Raw genomic sequence first — 26634 nt, forward strand, 5'->3', positions numbered from 1 at the left:
ACTCACCTCTTACATGACGTTTCGCAAACTGCTGATCGCCAATCGCGGCGAGATCGCCATTCGCATTGCCCGTGCAGCCGCCACGGTTGGCCTGCCTTCCGTCGCCGTCTATTCCGAAGACGATCATGACCCGCTGCATCCGGCGCTGCATCTGCTGCGCGCCGATGAAGCCGTACCGCTGCCAGGCACGGGGCCGCGCGCCTACCTCGACGGCGAGGCCATCCTGGCTGCCGCACGCGCAGTGAGTGCGGATGCCATCCATCCCGGCTACGGCTTCCTGAGCGAGAACGCCGCCTTCGCGCGCCTGTGCGCGCAGGCCGGCGTACAGTTCATCGGGCCGGCGCCGCATGTGCTGGACGTGTTCGGCGACAAGGCACGCGCACGGGCGCTCGCGCACGAGGCCGGCATTCCCATCGTCAACGGTACGCGGGGCGCAACTTCGCTGGAAGATGCGCAGGCCTTCTTTGCAGTATTGCCCCCGTCGCACGGCATGATGATCAAAGCCGTGGCCGGCGGCGGCGGGCGCGGCATGCGCGCCGTGCACGACGCACTGGCGATTCCCGAAGCGTACGCGCGCTGCGTGTCGGAAGCCACCGCAGCGTTCGGCAGCGGCGACGTCTACGTAGAAGAGCTCGTGCCCGCGCCACGGCATATCGAAATCCAGATCGTGGCCGATGCGCATGGCAACGTCTCGCACCTGGGCGAGCGCGAATGCAGCCTGCAGCGCCGCCACCAGAAACTGATCGAAATCGCGCCAAGCCCCGCGCTGGACGAAGCGCTGCGCATGCGCATCGCGCAAGCCGCCGTGACGCTCGCCAAAGCTTCGGGCTACTGCGGCATCGGCACCTTCGAGTTTCTCGTGGAAGCGGCAGGCACCTCGCACGCCGCGTTCTACTTCATGGAGGCCAACCCGCGCGTACAGGTCGAGCACACGGTCACAGAAATGGTGACGGGTGTCGATCTGGTGGTGACGCAACTGGCGCTGGCGCAAGGCGCGTCACTGGCGGAACTCGGCCTCGCCCAGCCGATCGGTCCGCGCGGGCATGCTGTCCAGGTGCGCATCAACGCGGAGACGCTCGATGCGTCCGGCCAGCCGCATCCGTCCACCGGCACGCTCACCGCGTTCGAGCCGCCCAACGGCCCCGGCGTGCGCGTCGACACGTGCGGCTATGCGGGCTACCGCCCCAACCCGCGCTTCGATTCGCTGCTGGCCAAACTGATCGTCCACGCATCGCATGGCACTTATGCGCAAACCTTGGCACAGACGTACCGCGCGCTGTGCGAGTTTCGTATCGAAGGGCTGGCCACCAACAAGCGGCTGCTGCAGGACCTGCTGAGCGACGCAGCGGTACAGGCCAACGCCGTGCACACGCAGTTCCTCGACGGCAAGCTCGCCGACCTCGCCAATACCAACGGTCGCGCGCATCCGGCGCTGCATGCTGCGTCCACGACCGCCGCCAGCGAAGACGCCGGCGAATCGCTGACCACCGACCTTCCGGACGACGCAGAACTCCTCACGGCACCGATGGATGGCGCGCTTATCCAGATCAGCGTTGAAGCGGGTGCCACCGTCGCACGCGGCGATGTGCTGGCTGTGCTCGAGGCGATGAAGATGGAGCACGTTGTCATCGCACCGGCCGCCGGGCACGTGCTGCAGGTCTGCGCGCAGACCGGGGCTACGGTGCGCGAGGGGCAGTCGCTGGTCGTCCTGATGCCCAATGACGAACAGCGCGACGACACCGCAACCGCTGCCGAAGTCGACCTCGACCACATCCGCTCCGACCTGCAGGCTGTCATCGACCGCCACGCCTTCGGCCTCGATACGCACCGCCCGGACGCCGTTGCGCGCCGCCGCAAGACCGGCCAGCGCACCGCGCGGGAGAACATCGAGCAGTTGTGCGACGCCGGCTCGTTCATCGAATACGGCGCGCTGGCGATTGCAGCGCAACGGCAGCGGCGCACGCTCGACGACCTGATTCGCTCGACGCCGGCCGACGGCATCATCACCGGTATCGGCACAGTCAACGCGAAGCACTTCGCCGACCAGGACGCGCGCTGCATGGTGCTCGCCTACGACTACACCGTGCTGGCCGGCACGCAGGGCACCTTCAACCACAAGAAGACCGATCGCGCGCTGGAACTGGCGCAGCAATGGAAGCTGCCGGTCGTGCTGTTTGCCGAGGGTGGCGGCGGCCGGCCGGGCGATACCGAAAAGCGCGGCGTCAGCGGTCTGGACTGCCCGACCTTCATCCACTTCGCTCGCCTGTCGGGGCTGGTGCCCACGGTTGGCGTCGTGTCGGGCCGCTGCTTTGCCGGCAACGCAGCACTGCTGGGCTGTGCCGACGTGATCATCGCCACGCGCGACGCAACCATCGGCATGGGCGGCCCGGCCATGATCGAGGGCGGCGGCCTTGGGGTGTATGCCCCCGAGGAGGTTGGCCCGGTCAGCACGCAGGCGCCCAATGGCGTGATCGACGTCCTGGTCGAGGACGAGACTGAAGCCGTGGAGGCCGCGCGCCGCTACCTGAGCTACTTCCAGGGGCCGCTTGCCAACTGGGACGCTGCCGATGGCCGCCACCTGCGCCACGTGATTCCCGAAAACCGCATGCGCAGCTACGACATGCGCGCCGTGATCGAAGCGCTGGCCGATACCGGCTCGGTGCTGGAGCTGCGCCAGGCCTTCGGCGTCGGCATCATCACCGCGCTGATCCGCATCGAGGGCCGCGCCTTCGGCTGTATCGCCAACAACCCCCGCCATCTGGGCGGCGCCATCGATTCGGCGGCGGCCGACAAGGCGTCGCGCTTCATGCAACTGTGCAACGCATTCGACCTGCCCATCGTTTCGCTGTGCGACACACCGGGTTTCATGGTCGGGCCGGAAGCGGAGAAGACGGCCACCGTGCGCCATGTCAGCCGCATGTTCGTGACGGCCGGCAATCTGCGCGTGCCCTTCTTTACCGTCGTCCTGCGCAAAGGCTACGGCCTCGGGGCCATGGCGATGGCGGCCGGCGGCTTCCATGCGCCGTTCTTCACGGCATCGTGGCCGAGTGGCGAATTCGGCGGCATGGGCATCGAAGGCGCCATCCGCCTTGGCTACCGCAAGGAACTCGAAGCGGTAGAAGACACCGCCGAGCGCGAGGCGCTGTTCCGCAGGATGGTCAACGCAGCCTATGAGGAAGGCCGCGCGCTCAACATCGCCAGCTATCTGGAGATCGACGCCGTGATTGACCCGGCCGATACGCGCCGCTGGCTGCTGCGCGGGCTGCAATCGGCGCCACCTGCGCCACCGCGCCACGCGCGCGACCCGGCCGCGCGCCGCTTCATCGATACCTGGTAGACGAAAACACACAAGGAGGAGCCATGCCCGCATCGACCCGCTTTGCCCGTCCGTTGTCCGCATTGGCCTGCGCGGCCGCCATGCTTGGCGCGCCGCTGGCTCACGCTGCTGAACCTGCGCCGATCAAGATCGCGTTCATCGACCAGCTGAGCGGCCCTCTCTCGAATGTGGGCGAACAATTCCTGGCCAATCTGAAGCTGGCCATCGACGATGCCAACGCGCAGCCGCGAGGGGTGCTGAACGGCGCACGCTACGAACTGACGACCTACGACAACAAGCTGTCGACGCAGGACAGCCTGTCGGCGCTGCAAAGCGCCATCGATGCCGGCGCGAAGATCGTTTTCACCGGCGGGTCTGGCTCGTCCGTAGTGGCGGCCATGGTGGACGCCGCCACCAAGCACAACGAACGCAATCCGACCCAACGCGTGCTGATCATCAACTACGCCTCGATCGACCCGGATCTGACCGGCGCGCACTGCAGCTTCTGGCACTTCGCCACCGAGGCCAACACGGCCATGAAGATGCGCGCGCTGACCAACTTTGTGAAGACGCAGCCCGACATCCACAAGGTCTATTCGCTGAACCAGGACTACGCACACGGCCGGCTGTGGGCGTCACTGGGCAAGCAGATGATCTCGGCAGCGCGCCCCGACGTGCAGTTCACGGGCGAGACGCTGCACCCGATCGGCAAGGTGAAGGACTTCGCGCCCTACGCCTCCAAGGCCAAGGCGACCGGCGCGGACACGATCCTCACAGGCAACTGGGGGCAGGACCTGAACCTGCTCGTCAAGGCCGCCGGAGACATGAGCTACAACGCGCGCTACCTCAACCATAGCGGCGCAGGTGCGCCGGGCACGGTGCTGGCGGTGTCGCAAGCCAAGATCGGCAAGGTGACGTGGGTGTCCGAGTGGACGCCCGGCAACGGCAACGCGCAACTAATGCAAATGGATGCGCGCGTACGCCAGACGCCAGCCGGCGAACACTTTGCCCCGCGCACCGTGCTTGCCGTCGAACTCGTGACCGACGCCATCCGCAAGGCAAACTCCACCGACCCGCTCAAGATTGCGCTGGCATTGGAGGACATGGAAAAACCGAGTTTCCTCGGCGAGGTCAAGATGCGCAAGATCGATCACCAGTTGCTGCTGCCGCAAGTCGTGTCGACGATCGCACCGGTGGACGGCAAAACCGTCAAGGTCGGCTACGACGGCACCCAGTGGGGCCACAAGACCGAGAGCACGACCGCCGCCAAGGACCTGGACCTGCCGACCACCTGCAAGATGAAGCGGCCGGCAGGGGCTTGACGGAACAATCCGGGCTCAATCCGCCCGGTCCGCCCGCAGCGGGCCGTACTCGATTGGCACCCACGCAAACGCCTTGCCGTCCTTACGCACATGCCCCAGCCCGGGGAACGGCAGGTGCGCACCAGCCACCCACAGCTTGTCCCGCGCCGCCTCGGCAAACAGCTTGCGCCGGGTGGCGACCGCCTGCTTCTGATCGACGTCATATTCGAACGCAACCTCCGGGTGCTGGAACTGCACCGCATGGCTGTGCACGATGTCGCCCCACACCAGCAGGCTGCGGCCCTTGGAAGCGAACAGATAGCCGCTGTGACCCGGCGTGTGGCCTTTGCCGACCACCGAGCGCACGCCCGGCACCACCTCGTCACCCGGCTTGAACTGCTTGAGTTTGCCGGCCGCTGCATACGGCGCCACCGAATCCTGCGCCATCTTGAAGAACGGCTGCATGTCCTTCGGCTTGGAGGCGGCAATCGTCTCGCTCAGCCAGAAATCCGCCTCCGGCTCAGCCACGTAGACCTGTGCATTCGGGAAGGCCGGCTGGCCCTGCGGCGTCAGCAGCCCGCAGGCGTGATCCGGGTGCAGGTGGGTCAGCAGCACGGCGTCGATCTGCTCGGGTTGATAGCCCGCCGCGCGCACGTTGCCGGCCAGGCCGCCCATCGTCGGGCCAAAGCACGTGCCCGAACCCGTATCGACAAGGATGCGCTTGGCGCCCGTGTCGATCAGGAAGCCGTTCACCGCCGTCTGCATGCCCGGCGTGTTCGATACGAACATCCGTGCCAGCAGGCTCTGCACCGATTGGGCGTTCAGGCCAAGCAGGGTCTTAGCGGGCAGATCGGTATAGCCGTCATAGAGCGCGGTCACAACGTCGTCGCCTAGCGCCATGCGGTAATAGCCGGGCACCTGGGTACGTTGCTGCGTGGCGGCGGTGCTGACAGCGGTGGCAGCCACAGCCGATGCTGCGGTTTGGGCGTGAGCAAATCCGATGGACGCCGCCATCGCGGCGGCCACGGCGGCAGAGGTGAGCAAACGCATGTCTTGGCTCCTGGGAAAGACCGCTGCCCCGGTGCAGCGGCGAAAGCGGGATCATGCCACCGCCCAGCACATTGCGTTGTCGCCACTGGCGACAGGGGTATTGCCCAGAGAAGGACGATCTTTGCCAAAGAAACAAGGCCCGACATGCCGGGCCCCTGCTTCATGCCAATCGACGGCGGCTGCGCAACCGCCCGTCAATCGGGTACGTGCTTACTGCACGTGGAACTTCGGCGTCGACACCACCGTGCCGCTCACCGTGCAGTCCGGCGTGAGCAGCGCATTGGTGAACGTGAGCGACGAGTTCGGATCGTTCCAGGCGGTCACGACCTTGCTCGGCCCACAGCTACCCAGCAGGAACACGTTGACCGCCGCATTGTTGATCGACAGCTGGGTGGTGCTGTCGGCCTGGCCAGTCCACGGGTTGGAGCTGCTGGCCGTTCCCGAGATGAGGCCGCACGTCCCGCCGCCGGTAAACGATGTGGACGTGATGTTCACGATGCCCGTAGGCGTGATCGTGCCGGTGAAGGTCGCTGTGCAATTGGCGCTGATGGAGCCTTTGGACAGCGTGGTCTGGCCGGTCACCGAGAACGGCTCGCCATTTGGGTTCATGGCTTGACCATCGACACGCGAAACGGTGACGGCAAGTGCGGGTGTGGCTGCTACGGTGGCAAGTGCGAGTGCAACTGCAAGAGATACGACTTTACGTGTGCTCATTTATTGCCTCACTAGAACTGACGGTTGAAACCGCCTTCAGAATGCGGCGCAAACCGGTTCCCGCTCGATTCACGCCGCGCCAATTAGCCAGGCGCAGACAGCCAACGCCCGGCTAAAACTTGTACGACACTCCAAGGAACGTGATGATCGGATTAGCCTTCAGCGTGGTCTTGGTGGTGGCCAGCGTGGTGCCATCGGCTGCCTTGATGAGGGTGGCGGCCTCGGTCTTGAGCGGCAGGTACGACACGGTGGCCGTCAATGACCAGCGATCGTTGATCGCGTAGCTCGCGCCCAGGTTGAAGATGGCCGACCACGACGCAGACGATTTCCCCTCTACGTACGTCGGCCCCGGCTTGCCCGCCCCTGCCGCCAACACGCTGCCCAGTTCGCGGTTCACCGCTGCCGAGAAGTTCGGGTTCAGCTCGATGTTGGTGAAGAAGCTGTACACGACCCCGACCCCAACAAACGGCCGGAACTTCGACTGAGCCTGCCCGAAGTAGTACTGCAGGATGACCCCCGGGCTCCATTGGCGCGCCTTGCGCACGGCGGGCTGGTTGGATGGGTCGTCCAGATCCACGTGGCCAAATGCTCCGGCCGGGCCGGGCGCGCGGATCACGCCGCGCCCGGTCAGCTTGAACTCCGGCGGCACGCCGGCAATGGTTGTCAGCGCGATGTTGTCGCTGAAGAAGTGCGTGAGCGTGATGCCCAGCGTATCGGCGTTGTTGACGTGCAGGCCGCTGTTGGGCGACGTGAAGCTGCCCGGCAAGCGCAGCGGATCATTGATCGGCGCGTTGATCACGCTGGTGGTCAGGTTGTTGCTCGAGTCTTGCGGCGCAATGTGGAACCAACCTACCGTGACCACGTTGTCGCCTGCCTGCTGCGCCATGGCGCCCGCGGATGCGCAAGCCGCCATCAATGCGACAGTCAGTTGTTTCATGATGCTTCCTCCTGTTTGTTCTGAGCGGGGCGCGGCGCGACTCTGGACGATGCATGCCGCGCCCCGTGGCGTGTTTTTCCGAAAAACGTCACTGCACGAAGGCGCCCACCGTGAAGTACGGGTTCTTCGCATCGCTCATATCCAGGAAGCCGAAGGTCTTGCCGGTAAAGATCAGCTTGCCGGTCGGGCCCGAGCCGGCCGGTGCGCTCGTCTGCGTGGTGCGGATCACGCCCGGTACCGTTTGCGTGAAGTCCAGATTCAGCGGACGCGTGAGCGCAGCCTGCGACGCGTTGAACGGATCGAGCATCGTCGCCTGCGCGGCCATCAGTGCGGTCGCACGGTAGTTGAACGTGCTGTCCACGCCGGTGTACTCGCCGTTTTGCGAGCCCTGCGCGATGTTGCCGACCGGCGCCATGATGGAAATGCCGGACTCGTCATCCGCCACCGGGGGTCCAGCCGTCAGATCGGAATTGGCCGCACCCACGCGAATGAAGATCGGCACGAGCTGGCCATACAGCTTGCCCACGATCATCACGCCCTTGCCTGCCTTGGTCGGATCGAGCGACGACACCGTTGCCGGCACCTGCGGCTGATAGTTCAGCGTGGTGAAGGCCGGCGCATCGCCGCGCAGCGTCAGCTTCTGGTTGACCGTCGCACTTGACGTCAGGCACGCCCCGCCGTTCTTCACGCCCAGGTTGTCGCACTCGGTGTAGGTGCCGTCCGCGTTGATGGTGAAACGCGCATCGACCGCCTGCTGCGAGAAGTTCTGCGACGGCACCTGGTGGTAGCCGAGCTGGTTGTAGTTGCCCGCGATCTTGTTTAGATCGGTCTCGGTGTTCGAGAAGCTGATGAACGGGTAATACGGGAACGTGGTTTGCGGAATCTTGCCCACGCCGACAATGCCGTCGAACTGGATCGTCGCCCCGGGGATCGTGCCGCCCAGCACGCCCTGCCCCAGGAAGAACCGCGCCGGACGGCTCGGATCGAGGCTTGCATTGTTCAGGCGGAACGCGCACTGGTTCAGCTTCTCAGTCGGCAGCGCGGTCTCCTGCGTGAGCGTGCCGGCTTGCACGTTGTTGGGCGCAGCGTCGCGCGTGGGCGCCACAGTGCCGGTCTTGAGCGGGACCGGCGAAGCCAGATACGTGATCTGGTATGTCATCTTGCTGGTGTCGAGCTGCACCTTCACCAATTCGCCCGAGCCCGAGCCGCCTGTAAAGACAGTGTTGTAGTCGATGGCCTGCGGACACAGGCGTTGGATCACCGGGGGCGGCGGATCATCTCCACCACCGCCACATGCCGTCAAGAGCGCCGTTACGATCGGTGCGCACGCGAGCGCGACCAGCCATTTACGCCATTGCATTTGCGTCTCCTCCATGTTGTTGTTCAAGCGCGGCAGCGCTGGGCGCCGCCGCTGGTTGTTGCGTTGATGCGCGCCTCACTGGACGAATGCACCGACCGTGAAGAACGGGTTGTACTTGTTGTTGTTCATGAGCATTGCGTACACGTTGCCCACCTTGACCGCTACGCCCGTATCGCCCGCCTTGAACAGCGCAACGTTGCCGCTGGCTCCTTGCGCGTTGAAGTCGTTCTGCGCGGTCACGATCAACTTGCCCGGCGCGTTTTGCGTGTAGTCGAGCCCGAACTGCGCCGTCACACGTGACGTAAGCGGGTTGATGAAGGCCGCCGTGCCGTTCTGGAACAGCGTCGAGGTGTAGTTGGCGGCGAGTGTCGACACGGCTGTGCCGTCGCTGCAGTTGCCGGCATTGGCGTGGAAGAAACCGCCGCTAAAGGAGCCCGACAGTTCCGGGTGATCGATCGTCGCGTTCAAGCCGTTGCCGCTGGCAGGTGCACCGCTCGGGCCGTTGTTGGTGACCACGCCGCAAGCCGAGCCGCTGGTCGCCCCGACATAGCCACCCTTGAGCGCGTTGGCCGGGATCGCCGTTGCGGGCGAGAGGATCGAGATGCCGATCTGATCATCCGCCACCGAAGCCAGCAGGTTGGTGGCATCGCTATGCGAGTAGCCGACACGGATCACCACCGGCACCACCTGCCCGTTGAGCTTGCCGGCAATCAGAATGCCCTTGGCCTGGCTTGGCGCCAGCAGCACCAGCGGCGAGACCTGGCCCACATACGGATACGGCACGCTGCTGCTGGTCGGGTTGCTGACGAACACGTTGTCCTGCGAGCCATCGGCGTTCTGACGCAGCGTCCACGGCGTGCCCGTCGTGTGGCAGGAATAGTCGATCCCTTCTGCCGTACACGTGCCGTCGGCATTCAACGTTTGCGTCCAGTTGACGGCGTCGGGTTGCCAGCCTTGCGGTGTGGAGGTCTGGCTGCCGGAGCCCGTGGGCGTGACGTGCACGCCAACCTGGTTGTAGCGCCCCGCCACCTGCGAGAAATCGGTCACGGTCTGGGAGAAGCCCAGGAACGGATAGAAATCAAACGTCCGCGACGGCACCGCGCCAATCACGACGCCGGGAATCGGCTGGATGCCGTCGAATTGGATGGTCGCCCCCGGAATGCCGCCCCCCACGATGCCCTGACCGACAAACAGCATCGGCGGGTCTTGCGGATTGACGGTGATCGCGTAGCTGTTGTCCGCCGTCTTGCCCGATTGCAGCACGAAGGCGCAGCGGTTCTGCTCAGGCGTCGGCAAGTTGGTCGGATGGACGAACGTGCCATCGATGGTCAACCCCTTGCGGGTCGTGTTGATCTGCCCCGCCGAGGTCGGCACCGACGACTCCAGAAACTGCATCTGGTACGTGTTCTTGCTCGTATCGAACTTGACCTTGATGTACTCGCCGCTGCCCGAGCCACCGGTGTAGGTGGTCGTGTAATCCAGTGCGGCCGGGCACAGGCTCGTTGGCGTGATCGGCGTCGTATCCGGACCGCTGGGCGGACAGGAACTGCCCGAACACTGGGCGACATTCGACGCGCCAGGATCATCCGCCCCGCCACACCCGCCGATGAACGGCATCGCCACAATGCAACTGGTTGCTATGGCAACAAAAAGATGACGTTGACTACCCATGGTTCCCTCCTCGGGTTCTGAAACTCGTTGTGTTTTGGGCCGGCAAATATCAACTAATACGCCAGCCAATACCCCGCCTGCCGGCGTGCGACAGCCGGCAGCGCACAATCTGCCCCCGTCGGCAGATCGACCTGCAATTCAATAGAAACGACGGACGTGTTTTATCGCGTGCGTTAACTCGCGTAACGCACGGATCGGCTGAGTGCCGATGTCAAAACCAGTCGGGGGTGCTGCAGCTAACGCCGGAAACCCAGCTCGCCGCGATGATGATGACGCACGTGGGCACGCGCACAAGCGGAATGCTGGAAAGACCCGTTTTGAATGCGTAACATCCTGTGTCTCCGAAGGGTACGCTACTGGCTATTTACTTATCGTTATGCATGCCACTATGGTCCGCACAGAGTGTGAAGTAAATAGAGATTTCATTCAAAACATTGCCTGCAATGCCCCGCGCCAGCAAGTGCGGCGCGGTTCAGCACCATTTCAAACGAGGGAATGAATTCGTTTCGTTTGAAGTGTTTTAAACCCACCCCCCAAACGAGGGGGAAGCATGTCTGCATGTTGCGACATTATCGGATTATGTCGAAACCGATATATTTCACAGAGAATATGCAACAGCGAGACGCAATCCCGATGCGCCCCTATGCAAACAACGAAAAACTGCTGAATGTAACCGGCGTGGCAGCCGATTGAAACAGGAAAGATGGTGGGCCCCCCGGGAGTCGAACCCGGCACCAACGGATTATGAGTCCGCTGCTCTAACCAAGCATGAGCTAGAGGCCCGAAGAACGGTGCCCGAGCGGGCAACCGGCAAAAAAAAGAAACCCGGCGGGTTAGGCCGGGCCGCATGTGATTTTACCGGAAAGTGGGCTGTGAAACCCACCTTCCAGCATCACTTGGTGCACGATCAGCTACCTTCCAGGAAGCTCTTCAGCTTGTCGGAGCGGCTCGGGTGGCGTAGCTTGCGCAGCGCCTTGGCTTCGATCTGGCGGATACGCTCGCGAGTCACGTCGAACTGCTTGCCGACTTCTTCCAGCGTGTGGTCAGTGCTCATCTCGATGCCGAAGCGCATGCGCAGCACCTTAGCTTCGCGCGGCGTCAGCGAGTCGAGCACGTCCTTCACCACGCCGCGCATGGAGCCATGCAGCGCCGCTTCGGCCGGGGCCAGCGTGTTCGTGTCCTCGATGAAGTCACCCAGATGGGAGTCGTCGTCGTCACCGATCGGCGTTTCCATGGAGATCGGCTCCTTGGCGATCTTCATGATCTTGCGGATCTTGTCTTCCGGCATCTCCATCTTCTCGGCCAGCGTTGCCGGATCCGGTTCGTTGCCGGTTTCCTGCAGGATCTGACGCGAGATGCGGTTCATCTTGTTGATCGTCTCGATCATGTGCACCGGAATACGGATGGTGCGTGCCTGGTCGGCAATCGAGCGTGTGATGGCCTGACGGATCCACCACGTGGCGTACGTCGAGAACTTGTAGCCGCGGCGGTATTCGAACTTGTCCACCGCCTTCATCAGGCCGATGTTGCCTTCCTGGATCAGGTCGAGGAACTGCAGGCCGCGGTTCGTGTACTTCTTGGCAATCGAGATCACCAGACGCAGGTTGGCCTCGGTCATCTCTCGCTTGGCTTCGCGGGCGCGGCGCTCACCTTCGGACATCTTCCGGTTGACGTCCTTGAGCTCGGTCAGCGGCAACACCACGCGCGCCTGCAGGTCGATCAGCTTCTGCTGCAGTTCGTGCACAGCCGGCACATTGCGCTCGACAATGGCGCTGTACGGCCTGCCGTCAGCCACCACCGACTCGATCCATTTGAGGTTGGTTTCGTTGCCCGGGAAGCGGGAGACGAAATCACCACGCGGCATGCCGCACTTGTCGACCACGATGTTCAGGATGGCGCGCTCAAGTTTGCGCACTTCGTCCACTTGGCCACGCAGCGTGTCGCACAGACGTTCAACATTGCGTGCGGTGAAGCGGATGCACATCAGTTCAGCCTGGATGGCCTCCTGCGCCTTCACATACGGCTTGGACTTGTAGCCTTCCTTCTCGAACGCACGGCGCATCTTGTCGAACTGGTCGGCAATCACGCCAAACTTGACCAGGGCAGCCTGCTTGAGCTCTTCGAGTTGACGGGCCGAGGCCGCAGCGGCACCTGCGCCCTCATCGTCCTCGTCTTCTTCGTCGCCTTCCTCTTCGGCTTCCTCTTCCTCGAATTCCTCTTCTTCCTCGGCGGCGGCCTCGGCTTCGGCATTCGGGTCGATCAGGCCGTCGATGTACTCGTCGATCTTGGCTTCGTCTTTGGCGACGCGCTCGCCCATGGCGAGGATCTCGGAGATGGTGACCGGGCAGGCCGAGATGGCCATGACCATGTCCTTCAGGCCGGCTTCGATGCGCTTGGCGATCTCGATCTCGCCTTCGCGCGTCAGCAGCTCGACTGTGCCCATTTCGCGCATGTACATGCGCACCGGGTCGGTCGTGCGGCCAAATTCGGAGTCAACCGTCGACAGCGCGGCTTCGGCTTCTTCTTCAGCCTCTTCTTCCGTTGTCACGGAAGGCGCGTTGTCGTTCAGGAGCAGCGTTTCGGCGTCCGGGGCCTGCTCGTACACGGCAACGCCGATGTCGTTGAGCGTGGCGACCAACGTTTCCATCGACTCCACGTCGACCATGTCGTCGGGGAGGTGGTCGTTGATTTCAGCGTAGGTCAGGTAGCCGCGCGATTTGCCCAGCTTGATCAGCGCCTTGAGCTTCTGGCGGCGAGCCTCGAGCTCTTCTTCCGAACCGCCTTGCTGCGAGGCAGCGAATTCCTTCAGCAGAGCTTTTTCCTTGGCCTTGCGGTCACGGGCCTTCAACTTCTCGGATTTCGGTGCCGGAGCGGCGGGGGTGTCAAATTCTTCAGTCACGTCCGTGCTGCTGTCGTCGTCTGCCTGCGTCTCGGCCTTCGGCTTGCGGCCGCGCTTCTTGGGCTCGGCTGCCACCGATGCACGGGGCGCAGGAGGAGTTGGGGTGGGAGTGGTCTCTGCCTGGGCGGTGCGCTTGGCCTCTTCCGCGGCCGCCTTGGTCGGCTTGGCTGCGGTGCTGGTACGAGCGGTACCCGTCTTGGTTGCGCGTGCGCTGGCAGTGGCCTGCTTGCTCTCGACTTCGGTAACTTTCGATTTCGCCACGGTGGTTGTCTTGCCCTTGAGTGCGACGGAAGCGGCTTCTTTGCCGCCAGGTCTGGCGCTCGTGCTCATCGACGTCGAGACCTTGCCTGAGGTTGAAGATTGGATCGCGCCCTTTGTGCGCGCTGTCGGTTTGACAGTCTTGGCGGCGACGGTGATATCGGCGGTCTGGCGCGGCTGGGTTTTCCCCGTCTTTGCCGGCGCAGTGGCCTTAACTCCTGTCGATCCCGCCTGCCCCATATGGGTCCGACCATTCGCGACTTTCGCCGTTCCCGCTGTAGTCTTTCCTCCTCCGGAGCCGCGCGCCGATGAGGATCGCGTGGCAGAAACAGAAGCAGGACTGGCCTTGGAACCGGCCTTCGCGGAGGTCTTCACCTTCACCATGGGCACGCTCACTCCCCCAAAAATGGGAAAAAGGTATTGCAATCCAAACCGGCTATTCTAGCACGCCAGACCCAGCCGGTCTAAACGAAAATCGGGTTTTCGCCTGAAAAATCAAGGGGCTACCCACAATCGCCCGCCCCGTCTGGGCCTGTGTTGCGCCGTATGCGCTACACGAGCTGCCTGCGGCGGCTGATCTCGCCCACCAGCCAGCGCATGCGCGCCTTGTCGTCGTCACTTGCATGGCCGCCTTCCATTTTGCGCTGCAGCATCTCCAGTTCGCGCTTGAGCGGCTCGGCGAGCATCTTCTGCACGGCCGTATCGAATTCCAGCAAGGCCGGCTCGAACTCGATGTCGTCTTCGAGCACTGCCACACGCAGCCCAGCAAAGGCTTCGGCGTGTGGAGTCTGCCCAAGGCGCTCGACGAAGGCGCCAAAGTGCATGTCGGGGCTTGTGGCATCACATTCGGCCAGCAAGCCTGCCAATACCTCACCTTGGGGCAATGTGGGCGCTGTCAACTGCGCGCGTGCGTCGGTATCGAGCCGGGCGGCCAGCACCGGATAGCGCATCAGCAGGCGTAGCAGCTTCTGCTCCAGCGCGGTCGGTGCCGTGCGCGCCACACGCGGGCGTTTCTGCGTCATGCGACCGGCTTGGGCGGGGTTGCTGCGCAGGCCGCACAGGGCCTCGATATCGGCGGGTGTGGTGCCGGTCATCTCGGCTAGGCCGCGCACGATCTGCAGGCGCAGGCCGCCGGCGGGCATCGCCGTCAGCAGCGGCTTGGCCTCGTACTGGGCGCGGGCGCGGCCCTCGGGCTGGCGCAGGTCGAGGTCTTCGGTCACGGCCTGCAGCAGGAAGCGCGAAAGCGGCATCGCGTTGTGCACTTCGCGAGCGAACGCCTCGGTGCCCTCCTCGCGCACGAAGGAGTCCGGATCGTGCTCGGCCGGCAGGAACAGGAACTTGATGGTCTTGTTATCGGTGGCGTGCGGCAGGCAGGCTTCCAGCGCACGGCGCGCGGCGCGGCGGCCAGCGGAATCCCCATCGAACGAGAAGATGACGGTATCGACCTGCCGCAGCAGCTTCTGCACGTGGATAGGCGTGCAGGCAGTACCGAGCGTTGCCACGGCATTGGCGAACCCGAGCTGCGCCAGCGCGACGACGTCCATGTAGCCCTCGACCACGAGCACGTAGTCGAACTCGCGGATGGCGGTGCGCGCCTCGAACAGGCCGTAGAGTTCGGTGCCCTTGCTGAACAGCGGCGTTTCGGGGGAGTTGAGGTACTTCGGCTCGCCCTGCCCCAGCACCCGGCCACCAAAGCCGATCACCACGCCCTTGGTATTGCGGATAGGGAACATGATGCGATCGCGGAAGCGGTCGTAGCGGCGATGCGAGCCGTCGGCGCCGGTCTTCTCGCTTTCGATGACGAGACCAGCTTCGATAAGCGGCGCGGCGGTGGCGTCTTCGCGATACGGGCCAAACACGGCTTCGAGCGATTGCCAATCGTCGGGCGCATAGCCGAGACCGAAGTGCGCGGCGATCTCGCCCGTCAGACCACGGCCCTTGAGGTACTGGATGGCGTTGGGGGCGCCGCGCAGTTGCTTGCGGTAGTGGTCGCTAGCGCGCGCCATGACATCGCCGAGCGCGACGGTCTTGGCTTGCTGCTCGGCGCGGGCGGCGGGCGGCAGACCGCCACGTTCTTCCGGCACCACCACGCCCACGGACTGCGCGAGATCCTTGATCGCCTCCACGTACGACAGCCCGGAGAATTCCATCAGGAAACCGATGGCCGAGCCGTGCGCGCCACAGCCGAAGCAGTGATAGAACTGCTTGGTGGGCGACACCGAGAACGACGGCGACTTCTCGTTATGGAACGGGCACAACCCCATGAAGTTGGCGCCGCCCTTCTTCAATTGCACGTAGCGGCCAACCACGTCGACGATGTCGACGCGGTTGAGCAGATCGTCAATGAACGGCTGCGGGATCACGCGGAGTGCACCCCTGTGGTGATGCGAGTCGAACCGAAGATCAGGCGCCGGCCAGCACGGCCTTCACGCGTGCCGAAACCTGCGTCATGTCGGCACGGCCGGCCAGGGCCGGCTTGAGGATGCCCATCACCTTGCCCATGTCCTGCGGGCCGGCGGCGCCCGCCTTAGCGACAGCGTCGCGCACAGCGGCGTCGACTTCGGCTTCTGACAGTTGCGCCGGCATGTAGGCTTGCAGCACCGTCACCTCGGCGGCTTCCTTGGCGACCAGATCGTCGCGGCCGGCTTGCTGGAACGCGGTGATGGAATCCTTGCGCTGCTTGATCATCTTGTCGACCACGGCCAGCACGGCGGCGTCATCGAGCTCGATGCGCTCATCCACTTCTCGCTGCTTGATGGCGGCCTGCAGCAGGCGGATCGTGCCCAGACGCTCCATTTCCTTGGCGCGCATGGCAGCCTTCATGTCTTCCGTGATCTGTGCCTTGAGGGACATCTGCGACATTCCGAACTCCGATAAACGGCAAAACCCGCTCAGGCGGCTGGCCCAGCGGGTTGCAAACTTGAAAAATTGGATCACTGATCGTAGCACAGAACCGAGGCAGTTCTTGGGGCGATCGGTGGGGTCACTGAGCGGAAGCGGCCTCCCCCGCCGCCACGGCCGACGCCCACGCCCACTGGAAGTTGTAGCCACCGAGCCAGCCGGTCACGTCGACCACCTCGCCGATGAAGTACAGGCCGGATGCGGCTTGCGCCTCCATAGTGGCCGATGAGAGCGCACGCGTATCGACTCCACCACGCGTGACTTCGGCCTTGCGATAGCCCTCGCTGCCGGAAGGCGTCAACTCCCACCGATTGAGCGCGCCGCCAAGAGCGCGCAGCAGCTTGTCCGGCAGCTCGGCAATCGGCGCGTGCGCGTTGGCGCCATGCGTAGCGCACCACGCCTGCGCAACGCGCTCCGGCAAGCGCTGCGCCAACACGGTCCCGACTTGCTTGCGCGAGCCGGACTTTTCTTCGCACAGCCACTGCGCGGCATCGGTGTCCGGCAGCAGATCGATGATGAGCGGCTGCCCCGAATTCCAGAAGCTGGAGATTTGCAGCACAGCCGGACCGGACAGACCTCGATGCGTCAGCAGCAGATCTTCGCGGAACGTTGTAGCGCCGCCCCTCTTGCCCTTGCCCGCACCGGACGGCTGTGCAACCGTCACGTCCACCTCCATCGACACCCCGGAAAGCGCCGCAAACGGCGCCCAATGCTCGGCGCTGAAGGTGAGCGGCACCAGCGCCGGGTGCGTCTCGACAATCTTCATGCCGAACTGCCGCGCAACGCGATACCCGAAATCGGTCGCGCCGATCTTCGGGATCGACAACCCGCCGGTGGCGATAACCAGCTTATCGGCGACGATCTCGCCAGCGCTGGTGATGAGGCGGTAAGCATCGCCGGCCTTGCCGACCTCGGCGATCGAGCAGCCGGTGCGCCAGATCACATTGCCCTTCTCGCACTCGGCTTCGAGCATGCGGATGATGTCTTCCGCGCTGTCGTCGCAGAAGAGTTGGCCCTTGTGCTTCTCGTGATAGGGAATGCGATAGCTGGAAACGAGGTTGATGAAGTCCTGCGCCGTGTACCGCGCCAGCGCAGAGCGGCAGAAGTGCGGGTTGTTCGACAGGTAGTTGGCCGGCCCTGCGTTGATGTTGGTGAAATTGCAGCGCCCGCCGCCGGAGATGCGAATCTTCTCGGCCAGCTTGGTGGCGTGGTCGACCAGCACCACGCGTGCGCCGCGCTGCCCGGCCACGGCCGCGCACATCATCCCGGCCGCGCCCGCGCCGATCACCGCTACATCGCACCGCATCATGATGGCTGCGCCGCCCTATTCTTAAAGAAACCGCGCATTTTAACTTGTGCTATCTTCGGCGGCCTTCCCATTGCTTTTCCTCGCACCCCGCCTGCCATGCTGGTTCTAGGCATCGAATCCTCCTGTGATGAAACCGGCGTCGCCTTGTATGACACCGAAGCTGGCCTGCGCGCGCATGCGCTTTACTCGCAGATCGCCATGCACCGCGAATATGGGGGCGTGGTGCCGGAGCTGGCCTCGCGCGACCACATCCGTCGCGTGATTCCGCTGCTGGAAGACGTGCTGACCAAAGCCGGCGCCACGCGCGCGGACATTGACGCCATCGCCTATACAAAGGGCCCGGGGCTGGCCGGCGCGCTGCTGGTGGGCGCCTCGGTGGCGAATGCGCTGGCGTTTGCGCTGGGCAAGCCGCTGGTGGGCGTGCATCACCTGGAGGGGCATTTGCTCTCGCCGCTGCTGGAGGCGGAGCGACCAGAGTTTCCGTTCCTGGCGCTGCTGGTATCGGGCGGGCACACGCAACTCATGCGCGTCGATGCCGTCGGCCAATACACGCTACTTGGTGAAACACTCGACGACGCGGCCGGCGAGGCCTTCGACAAGACCGCCAAGCTGCTCGGCCTCAGCTATCCGGGCGGCCCGGCCGTTTCGCGTCTAGCGGAATTCGGCAACCCCGGCGTGTTTGACCTGCCCCGGCCGATGCTGCATTCGGGCAACTTCGATTTCTCGTTCGCCGGCCTGAAAACCGCTGTGCTCACACAGGTGCGCAAGCTCAATCTGACCGACAGCGAAACCTGCTACCAGCCGCGCGCTGATCTCGCGCGCGCGTTTGTCGACGCCATCGTCGAAGTGCTCGTCAAGAAGACTCTGCGCGCCGCACGCGAGCATGGCCTCAAGCGCATCGTCGTCGCCGGGGGTGTGGGCGCCAACCGCCAGTTGCGCGATAGCCTGAACGCCGAGGGCAAAAAGCGCGGCCTGCGCGTCTATTACCCCGACCTGCAGTTCTGCACCGACAACGGCGCGATGATCGCCTTTGCCGGCGCGATGCGGCTGCAGGCAGACCCCACCCAAGTGCAGGACGGCTACGGCTACGGCGTTACGCCACGCTGGGACCTCGAGGACATTCGTATCCAGCAAGCATGAAAAAAGCCGCTCAGTTGAGCGGCTTTTTCTTTGGGCACGGCGTCGATTACTTGTCGGTGCGCTTGTCGCGCTCGATCAGCGCATAGGCGCTGTGGTTGTGGATCGACTCAAAATTCTCGGCTTCCAGCGTGTAGGCGACGATGCGGTCGTCCTGGTTCAGGCGCATGGCGATGTCGCGCACCAGGTCTTCCACGAACTTCGGGTTTTCGTATGCGCGCTCAGTGACGAACTTCTCGTCCGGGCGCTTGAGCAGGCCCCACAACTCGCACGACGCTTCTTCTTCGGCCATGCGAATGAGCGATTCAACCGGCGTATCGGCCGCCAACTCGGCGTCGATGGTGATGTGCGAGCGCTGGTTGTGCGCGCCGTACTGCGAAATCTTCTTCGAGCACGGGCACAGGCTCGTCACAGGCACCAGCGCCTTGACGCGCACCTTGGTGTGGCCGTTACGCACTTCGCCGATCATCGTCACTTCATAGTCCATCAGCGACTGCACGCCCGACACCGGCGCCGTCTTGCTGACGAAATACGGGAAGTGGACTTCGATGCGGCCGGCATTGGCTTCGAGCTTTTCCAGCATCTTTTCCAGCAGGAGCTGGAATTGCGCCAGGTTCAGCGGCTCGCGCTCTTCTTCGAGCAGCGCGACGAAGCGCGACATGTGCGTGCCCTTCTGGTCGGCGGGCAGGTGCACGTCCAGGTTGTACGTGCCGACGGTGTTCTGCACGCCCAATGGGGTCAGCAGCGACATCGGGTAACGCACGCCACGCACGCCAACACGCTGAATGGGAATCTGGCGGGTATCGTGGCTGGACTGCACATCCGGCATCGCGAAAGCCGGGTTCATATCGTTCATGATCGGTTTCCTTTACGGTCGCCCGGCCATCGCAGTCGGCCGGTACGCAACGAGTGTGAAACCGCGGAATCGGATTGAAGACGATCACTCCTCAAGTGATCCAATCGACCCATCCCGCGACTGCGCACACAATTCACAAATTGGACTGGCGGAGTGTAAGGGAAATTTCCCACCTCTGCAGTCAACTACTCAAACCCGCAAACGCAATACGGGTGATTGGGTCTGCCTATCAGCGCAGGTGATTTAAGCGACGCGCGGCACGACTGCCCGCGGCTGCACGGCAAACCGCTCGCGAATCGAAGCGAGGATGCCGTCGGCGCTCAGCCCGCATTGCGCCAGCAGCACGGCATGGTCGCCGTGATCGATAAAGCGATCGGGCAGCCCCAGTTGCAGCACAGGCGTGGCCACGCCTGCGGCGGCCAGCGCTTCCAGGCAGGCGCTGCCGGCACCACCCATCACACAGCCCTCTTCCACGGTGACCACGTAGTCGTGCGTGCGCGCCATATCCAGCACGCAGGCCACGTCCAGCGGCTTGACGAAGCGCATATTGACCACGCTTGCATCCAGGCGCTCGGCGGCCGCCAGGGCTGGCGCGACCATCGAGCCAAACGCCAGGATCGCGACGCGCTGGCCCGCCGGGGCCGTCGATGTGCGACGCACTTCGGCCTTGCCCAGCGGCAGCGGCTCCAGCGTCGGCTGCACCGCCACGCCCGTGCCGGCACCGCGCGGATAGCGTACCGCCGTCGGGCAATCCTGCGAGAAAGCCGTGCTCAGAAGCTGGCGACATTCATTCTCGTCGGCTGGCGTCATCACCATCATGTTGGGGATGCAGCGCAGGTAGGCAATGTCGTACGCACCCGCGTGCGTGGCACCGTCCGCGCCGACCAGGCCCGCGCGGTCCAGCGCAAACACCACCGGCAGGTTCTGCAGCGCCACATCGTGGATCAACTGGTCGTAACCGCGCTGCAGAAACGTCGAATAGATGGCAACGACAGGCTTCAACCCCTCGCACGCCAGGCCACCAGCAAAGGTGACAGCGTGCTGCTCGGCAATGCCGACGTCGTAATAGCGATCGGGGAAGCGTTGCTCGAACTCCACCATGCCCGAGCCCTCGCGCATGGCGGGCGTGATGCCGACCAGGCGCTTGTCGGCGGCAGCCATGTCGCACAGCCATTGGCCGAAGACCTGCGTGTACGTCACCTTGGCCGGGCGCGCGGCGGGCTTGATGCCCTCCTGCGGATTGAACTTGCCGGGGCCGTGATAAAGGATCGGGTCGGCCTCGGCCAACTTGTAGCCCTGGCCCTTCTTGGTGACCACGTGCAAGAACTGCGGCCCGCCGCCTTCCAGAGCGCGCTGGCGGATGTTCTGCAACGTTGGCACAAGCGATTCGAGATCGTGTCCGTCGATCGGCCCGATGTAGTTGAAGCCGAATTCCTCAAACATCGTGGCGGGCACGAGCATGCCCTTGGCGTGCTCTTCGAAGCGTTTGGCGAACTCCAGCACCGGCGGCGCCACCGACAACAGTTTCTCCACCCCCTTCTTGGTCGCCGCATAGAACTGGCCGCTCATCAGACGCGCCAGATAGCGGTTAAGCGCACCCACCGGCGGCGAGATCGACATGTCGTTGTCGTTGAGCACAACGACCAGCGGCAAGTCCTTGTAGACGCCCGCATTGTTCATGGCCTCGAAGGCCATGCCGGCGCTCATTGCGCCGTCGCCGATCACGGCGATGGCAACGCGGTTCTCTCCGTTGGTCTTGGCGCCCAGGGCCATGCCCAGCGCTGCGGAAATCGAGGTGGACGAGTGCGCCGTGCCAAAGGTGTCGTATGGGCTCTCGCTGCGGCGCGGGAAGCCGGAAATGCCGCCCAACTGCCGCAGCGTCGGCATCTGCTCGCGACGGCCGGTGAGAATCTTGTGCGGATAGCTCTGGTGGCCGACATCCCACACGATGCGATCTTCCGGCGTGTTGAAGACGTAGTGCAGCGCGATGGTCAGTTCCACCGTGCCCAGGTTAGACGACAGGTGACCGCCCGTCTGCGAGACGGAATCGAGCACGAAGGCGCGCAGCTCGTCGGCCAGGGGCCCGAGCTGGCGGCGGTCCAGTCGGCGCAGGTCGGCCGGATCGTCGATGGTGTTGAGAAGTTCGTACGTCATGTGGGACCGCCGCTCAGGGCGTTTGGGCGAAGGGTTCTAACCCTGTCGCAATGTTGTTCAGTGGCCACGTCGCACGATCAGGTCGGCCATCTCGGCCAGCCGGAGGGTGCGCGCTTCGCCCAGTTCGCGGGCCAGTTGTGCCACGGCCGCACCCGCTGCAGCGTGCAACTCATCGGCCAGCGCCCGTGCCCGATCCAGCCCGAGGATGGACACGTAAGTCGGCTTGTCGTTGGCCTCGTCCTTGCCAGCAGTCTTGCCCAGCGTGGCGGTATCGGCTGTCACGTCGAGGATGTCGTCGACCACCTGGAACGCCAGGCCGACGGCACGCGCGTAAGCATCCACCTGCTCCAGCGCGGCGGCATTCACTCCGGCGCACAGCGCCCCCATGCGCAGGCTTGCGCGCAGCAGCGCGCCAGTCTTCATGCGATGCATCGCCTCCAGAGCATCTTGCGACAGAGCAATGCCCACGCTTTGCAGATCGATCGCCTGACCACCGGCCATGCCGAGCGAGCCGGACGCTCGCGCCAATTCACTCACCAACACTGCACGCGTCGCCGGACTGACCGCATCCAGTTCGGCCAGCACAATGAACGCCTGCGTCTGCAGCGCGTCACCCACCAGCAGGGCCGTCGCTTCATCATAGGCGCGATGCACAGTCGGGCGGCCGCGGCGCAGGTCGTCGTCGTCCATGCATGGCATGTCGTCATGAACCAGCGAATAGGCATGGATCATTTCCACCGCGCAGCTCACGCCGTCGAGTGCCTCGGGCGATGCCTCACCCAGCGCACCGGCAGCATGCGCCAGCAGCGGGCGCACGCGCTTGCCGGCGCCCAGCGTGGCGTAGCGCATGGCGGCATGCAGACGTTGCGGCGCCGCGGTTTCGGCCGGCAAGGCGCTTTCCAGCGCGTTTTCCGTCCGCGCGACCACAGACGCCATCCATTGGGCGAAATCACTCATGCGTCGCCCTGCTCGTTCGCGTTGCTGTCGTCGCCGAACGGCTTCAGGGCATCGCCGTCCAGCACGCGCACCTGCTGCTCGACACGCTCCAGCACCTGCTGGCAATACTTGACCAGTTCGGCCCCGCGGCGATACGCCGCAAGCGAGGCCTCCAGTGGCAATTCGCCGGATTCCATGCTTGCAACGAGGGTTTCGAGTTCGGCCATGGCCGCTTCATACGAAGCCGGCGTGGCGGATTGGGAGGCGGGTGCGTCGCTCGAAGCAACGCCTGGGGCACGGGGCATGCCGATTGCGAATCAGAAAAGGAGAATCCGACATTTTACGGCAATTCCGCGTGCGTTCTGCGCACATGACACGGGGTCATTGACGGTAGCTCAGGGCGGCCCGGGGCGGCCATTCTGGTGATGATGAACGGCTGACGATGGCCGGCCCGCTCGCCGAAAGACGACAAAAATCAGGGGCTTATCAATGCCCCTGGGGTACAATCCCGCCTTCCTCCAAAGGCCGGACCGGCGCACGCCGCTCCGCATGGCGGTTGGGTCTGCTGACCCATGAAACGTATGGCGCTGGCCCAAGCGGGGGCCAGCGGGCGCTCATTTCATAGATCAACAGACCCTGGGCCACCAGTCGATGGCGTTCTTCTTTCCCATATCCATATCGATTTTTTCGATGGTTGGGTTGTTCACTGCTTTCACCGTTATTGGGAGTGGGGATAATGTCCAATCTCAGCACCGCACTGAACTTGGTGCCGTCTGAAACCCAGTTGCCCGTCTCTGCCTACTTCGACGAGGCGCTGTATCAAACTGAAATCGAACGTCTGTTCAAACATGGCCCCGGCTACGTGGGCCATGAGCTGATGGTCCCGGAAGTTGGCGACTATCACACGCTTGCCGCCGAGGCCGAGGGCCGCGTGCTGGTGCGCAATCCGAACGGCGTCGAACTGCTTTCCAACGTGTGCCGGCATCGCCAGGCGATCATGCTCAATGGGCGAGGCAATGCCCAGAACATCGTCTGCCCGCTGCATCGCTGGACGTACGACCTCAAGGGCGACCTGCTAGGCGCGCCGCACTTCGAGCAGCAACCGTGCGTGCACCTGTCGCGCTCGCCGCTGCAGAACTGGAACGGCCTGCTGTTCGAGGGCAAACGTGACGTGCGCAACGACCTCGCCCGCCTGGGCGTGGCCCGTGATCTCGACTTCTCTGGCTACATGCTCGACCACGTCGAGGTGCACGACTGCAACTACAACTGGAAGACCTTCATCGAGGTCTATCTGGAGGACTACCACGTTGTGCCCTTCCACCCCGGTCTCGGCCAGTTCGTCTCGTGCGACGACCTGGAATGGGAATTCGGCGAGTGGCACAGCGTGCAGACGGTCGGCATCCACGCAGGTTTGCGCAAACCGGGCTCGCCCACGTACCAGAAGTGGCACGACGCCGTGCTGCGCTTCAACAACGGCGAGATGCCCAAGTACGGCGCGGTGTGGCTGACGTACTACCCGAACGTGATGGTCGAGTGGTACCCGAACGTGCTGGTGATCTCGACGCTGCATCCGCTGGGGCCGACCAAGACACGCAATGTGGTCGAGTTCTATTACCCAGAAGAGATCGTCCTGTTCGAGCGCGAGTTCGTCGAAGCCGAGCGCGCCGCCTACATGGAAACCTGTATCGAGGACGATGAGATTGCCGAGCGCATGGATGCCGGCCGCCTGGCGCTGATGAAGCGCGGCATAAGCGAGGTCGGCCCTTACCAGTCGCCCATGGAAGACGGCATGCAGCACTTCCACGAGTGGTATCGACGCGTCATGGATTACCGACCGTAGGCATCCGCCGCCTTCCGCGTCACAATACGAACGGTGCAGCCATGTGGCCTGCACCGTTTTTTTCGTCTTGCCCATGTCCACCGATCTCACAACCCAAGTTGCCGAAAGGTCTGCCAGTTCGTCCCGTCAATCCTTGTGGATGGTGCTTGCGGCGTTTGCCTTCTCGGCGATGGGTGTGTGCGTGAAGCTCGCCTCGGCGCACTACAGCACGGGTGAGATCGTCTTCTACCGCAGCGTGATCGGCATGATCGTGATGGGCGCGATCCTGGCCAAAACAGGCGCGGGCATCCGCACCCCCTACCTCACGTCGCATATCAAACGCAGCGTGTTCGGGGTGACGTCGCTGCTGCTGTGGTTCACGTCGATCAGCCTGCTGCCGCTGGCGACGGCCATGACGCTGAACTACATGTCGCCGGTGTGGATTGCGCTGATCATCGGCGCGGGCGCCACGCTGGCCGGCAAAACCGGCGGCGCCGACCGCAAGATGGTGGCGGCCATCCTGATGTCGTTCATCGGCGTCATCTGCCTGCTGCAGCCGAGCGTCGGCCCCTCGCAGATGACGGGCGGCATGGTCGGGCTGGTATCGGGCGTGTTCACAGCGCTGGCTTATGTAGAGGTGCGGCAACTTGGCGACCTGGGCGAGAACGAGGCGCGCATCGTCTTCTACTTCTCGCTGGTGAGTGCAATTGCCGGCGGCGTGTGGATGCTGATCGGCGGTGCGCAACCACATACGTGGAACACAGCCCGCCTGCTGCTCGCAGTGGGCCTGCTGGCCACCCTGGGCCAGACCGCCATGACACGCGCCTACAAGCGCGGCAATACGTTGCTGACAGCCAACCTGCAATACACCGGCATTGTCTTTGCGAGCGGCTGGGGCATGCTGCTGTGGCACGATCACCTCAATGCGCTGTCGTGGATGGGCATGGCGCTCATCATCGGCAGCGGCATCGTCACCACGGTCATGCGCGCCCGCCAGTCGGGCACCGAGCATCCGACGCCGCAGACCGCCGTGTCGGGCCCGGAAGCCGAGATTCACCCGGAAATCTGATCGATCCCTGGAGATTGTCGCCATGAGCGAACAACACGCTCGCTACACCACGCTGATCACCGCGTCTCAACTGGCCGCATTGCAGCAAAGCGCGCCCACTGCCATCGTCGTCATCGATTGCAGCTTCGACCTGGCCAACCCTGCCGCCGGACGCGATGCGTATCGCGCCAGCCATATTCCCGGCGCGTTCTATCTACACCTCGACAACGAGTTGTCCGGCCCCAAGACCGGCACCAACGGCCGCCACCCGCTACCCGATGCCGAAGCCCTCGTGGCACGGCTGCAGGCGCTGGGCGCAAACGACGATACGCAGGTCGTTGCCTACGACCGTCAGGGCAGCATGTATGCCGCGCGCCTGTGGTGGCTGCTGCGCTGGGTCGGCCATGCCGATGTGGCCGTGCTCGACGGCGGCCTGCAGGCCTGGGAGGCTGCGCACTATCCCGTTGACAAGGTCGTGCCCGACGAGCCGCAGCTCAATGCGACGCCCGGCAACCTGGCGCGCAAGCCATCGCTCGCGCCGCTGGTGACGGCCGACATCGTGCAGAAATACCTGGGGCATGCCGACAAGATCGTCATCGACGCCCGCGCCCCCGACCGCTACCGCGGCGAGAACGAAACGCTGGACCCAGTGGGCGGCCACATCCCCGGCGCACGCAACCGCTTCTTTCGCGACAACCTGCAGGCCGACGGCACCTTCAAGCCGGCCGAACAGCTGCGTGCCGACTTTGCTGCCGTGCTGTCCAGCACCAAACCCGAAGACACGATGCTGCAATGCGGCTCGGGCGTGACCGCCTGCCACAATGCGCTCGCCATGGAAATCGCCGGCCTGACGGGCGCCGCCCTCTACGCGGGCTCATGGAGCGAATGGTGCAGCGACCCATCGCGCCCGGTGGCGACTGGGCCAAACCCCTAAGCGCAACATCGCACGCAGCAAAAAGCCCGGCAGC

20 protein-coding genes and 1 tRNA gene are annotated in these 26634 nt (G+C 64.1%); 7 read left to right on the forward strand and 14 right to left on the reverse strand.

The features are described 5' to 3' along the window. The first annotated feature begins 13 nt into the window (after positions 1-13). Positions 14-3337, forward strand: coding sequence for an acetyl-CoA carboxylase family protein (locus B4F51_RS05295; RefSeq protein WP_296224047.1), 3324 nt, complete (start codon positions 14-16; stop codon positions 3335-3337). Positions 3338-3360: 23 nt separating this feature from the next. Beyond that, a complete protein-coding gene (locus tag B4F51_RS05300; protein ID WP_296224048.1) occupies positions 3361-4638 on the forward strand; it encodes a branched-chain amino acid ABC transporter substrate-binding protein in 1278 nt (425 codons plus the stop codon). Positions 4639-4653: 15 nt separating this feature from the next. Here the strand turns inward: B4F51_RS05300 and B4F51_RS05305 are convergent, their stop codons facing one another. The 7 genes from B4F51_RS05305 to rpoD form a co-directional block, all read right to left on the reverse strand. Continuing rightward, the gene (locus B4F51_RS05305) at positions 4654-5667 is read right to left on the reverse strand and encodes an MBL fold metallo-hydrolase (RefSeq protein ID WP_296224049.1); all 1014 of its coding nucleotides are present in this window, start codon (positions 5665-5667) and stop codon (positions 4654-4656) included. 210 nt (positions 5668-5877) lie between these two features. Beyond that, positions 5878-6381 carry a hypothetical protein gene (locus B4F51_RS05310; protein ID WP_260801908.1) on the reverse strand — a complete coding sequence of 168 codons (504 nt, stop codon included), beginning with the start codon at positions 6379-6381 and terminating at the stop codon, positions 5878-5880. Between the two features lie 112 nt (positions 6382-6493). After that, on the reverse strand, positions 6494-7318 hold the full coding sequence (locus tag B4F51_RS05315; protein WP_296224050.1) for an OmpW/AlkL family protein: 825 nt from the start codon (positions 7316-7318) through the stop codon (positions 6494-6496). 88 nt (positions 7319-7406) lie between these two features. Then, positions 7407-8678 (reverse strand): DUF2957 domain-containing protein, encoded by a 1272-nt coding sequence (locus B4F51_RS05320; RefSeq protein WP_296224051.1) that lies wholly within the window; start codon positions 8676-8678, stop codon positions 7407-7409. A 75-nt stretch (positions 8679-8753) separates the two neighbouring features. Next, complete coding sequence (locus tag B4F51_RS05325) at positions 8754-10349, reverse strand: DUF2957 domain-containing protein (protein WP_296224052.1); 1596 nt, start codon at positions 10347-10349, stop codon at positions 8754-8756. A 704-nt stretch (positions 10350-11053) separates the two neighbouring features. Next, positions 11054-11132, reverse strand: a tRNA-Ile gene (locus B4F51_RS05330). A 124-nt stretch (positions 11133-11256) separates the two neighbouring features. Further along, entirely contained in the window at positions 11257-13578 is a 2322-nt protein-coding gene (rpoD, locus tag B4F51_RS05335; protein WP_296224053.1) for an RNA polymerase sigma factor RpoD, read from the reverse strand. Here rpoD and B4F51_RS05340 point away from each other — a divergent pair. Further along, on the forward strand, positions 13571-13951 hold the full coding sequence (locus B4F51_RS05340) for a hypothetical protein (protein ID WP_296224054.1): 381 nt from the start codon (positions 13571-13573) through the stop codon (positions 13949-13951). The two genes, rpoD and B4F51_RS05340, sit on opposite strands and share 8 nt — an antisense overlap. A gap of 106 nt (positions 13952-14057) precedes the next feature. Here B4F51_RS05340 and dnaG read toward each other — a convergent pair whose 3' ends face one another. From dnaG to B4F51_RS05355, 3 genes are all read right to left on the reverse strand, one after another. Next, complete coding sequence (dnaG, locus tag B4F51_RS05345) at positions 14058-15869, reverse strand: DNA primase (protein ID WP_296224055.1); 1812 nt, start codon at positions 15867-15869, stop codon at positions 14058-14060. A gap of 40 nt (positions 15870-15909) precedes the next feature. Further along, entirely contained in the window at positions 15910-16359 is a 450-nt protein-coding gene (locus B4F51_RS05350; RefSeq protein ID WP_296224109.1) for a GatB/YqeY domain-containing protein, read from the reverse strand. 130 nt (positions 16360-16489) lie between these two features. Continuing rightward, complete coding sequence (locus B4F51_RS05355; protein ID WP_296224056.1) at positions 16490-17716, reverse strand: NAD(P)/FAD-dependent oxidoreductase; 1227 nt, start codon at positions 17714-17716, stop codon at positions 16490-16492. 96 nt (positions 17717-17812) lie between these two features. Here B4F51_RS05355 and tsaD point away from each other — a divergent pair, with 96 nt between their 5' ends. Continuing rightward, positions 17813-18856, forward strand: a complete 1044-nt coding sequence (tsaD, locus tag B4F51_RS05360; protein WP_296224057.1) for a tRNA (adenosine(37)-N6)-threonylcarbamoyltransferase complex transferase subunit TsaD — start codon at positions 17813-17815, stop codon at positions 18854-18856. A 46-nt stretch (positions 18857-18902) separates the two neighbouring features. Here the strand turns inward: tsaD and folE2 are convergent, their stop codons facing one another. From folE2 to B4F51_RS05380, 4 genes are all read right to left on the reverse strand, one after another. Then, the gene (gene folE2, locus B4F51_RS05365) at positions 18903-19709 is read right to left on the reverse strand and encodes a GTP cyclohydrolase FolE2 (RefSeq protein ID WP_296224058.1); all 807 of its coding nucleotides are present in this window, start codon (positions 19707-19709) and stop codon (positions 18903-18905) included. A gap of 243 nt (positions 19710-19952) precedes the next feature. After that, a complete protein-coding gene (gene dxs, locus B4F51_RS05370) occupies positions 19953-21863 on the reverse strand; it encodes a 1-deoxy-D-xylulose-5-phosphate synthase (protein WP_296224059.1) in 1911 nt (636 codons plus the stop codon). A gap of 57 nt (positions 21864-21920) precedes the next feature. Then, the gene (locus B4F51_RS05375; protein ID WP_296224060.1) at positions 21921-22820 is read right to left on the reverse strand and encodes a polyprenyl synthetase family protein; all 900 of its coding nucleotides are present in this window, start codon (positions 22818-22820) and stop codon (positions 21921-21923) included. Next, positions 22817-23104 carry an exodeoxyribonuclease VII small subunit gene (locus B4F51_RS05380; protein WP_296224061.1) on the reverse strand — a complete coding sequence of 96 codons (288 nt, stop codon included), beginning with the start codon at positions 23102-23104 and terminating at the stop codon, positions 22817-22819. Before B4F51_RS05380 ends, B4F51_RS05375 begins: the two co-directional genes overlap by 4 nt. A gap of 431 nt (positions 23105-23535) precedes the next feature. On the opposite strand from B4F51_RS05380, the gene B4F51_RS05385 reads away from it, so the two are divergent. The 3 genes from B4F51_RS05385 (at position 23536) to B4F51_RS05395 (ending at position 26600) form a co-directional block, all read left to right on the forward strand. Next, positions 23536-24639 carry an aromatic ring-hydroxylating oxygenase subunit alpha gene (locus tag B4F51_RS05385; RefSeq protein ID WP_296224062.1) on the forward strand — a complete coding sequence of 368 codons (1104 nt, stop codon included), beginning with the start codon at positions 23536-23538 and terminating at the stop codon, positions 24637-24639. Between the two features lie 73 nt (positions 24640-24712). Beyond that, complete coding sequence (locus B4F51_RS05390) at positions 24713-25687, forward strand: DMT family transporter (RefSeq protein ID WP_296224063.1); 975 nt, start codon at positions 24713-24715, stop codon at positions 25685-25687. Positions 25688-25709: 22 nt separating this feature from the next. Beyond that, complete coding sequence (locus B4F51_RS05395; RefSeq protein ID WP_296224064.1) at positions 25710-26600, forward strand: sulfurtransferase; 891 nt, start codon at positions 25710-25712, stop codon at positions 26598-26600. Positions 26601-26634: the final 34 nt, after the last annotated feature.

The sequence above is a fragment of the Ralstonia sp. UBA689 genome (assembly GCF_002298975.1).
Lineage (GTDB): Bacteria > Pseudomonadota > Gammaproteobacteria > Burkholderiales > Burkholderiaceae > Ralstonia.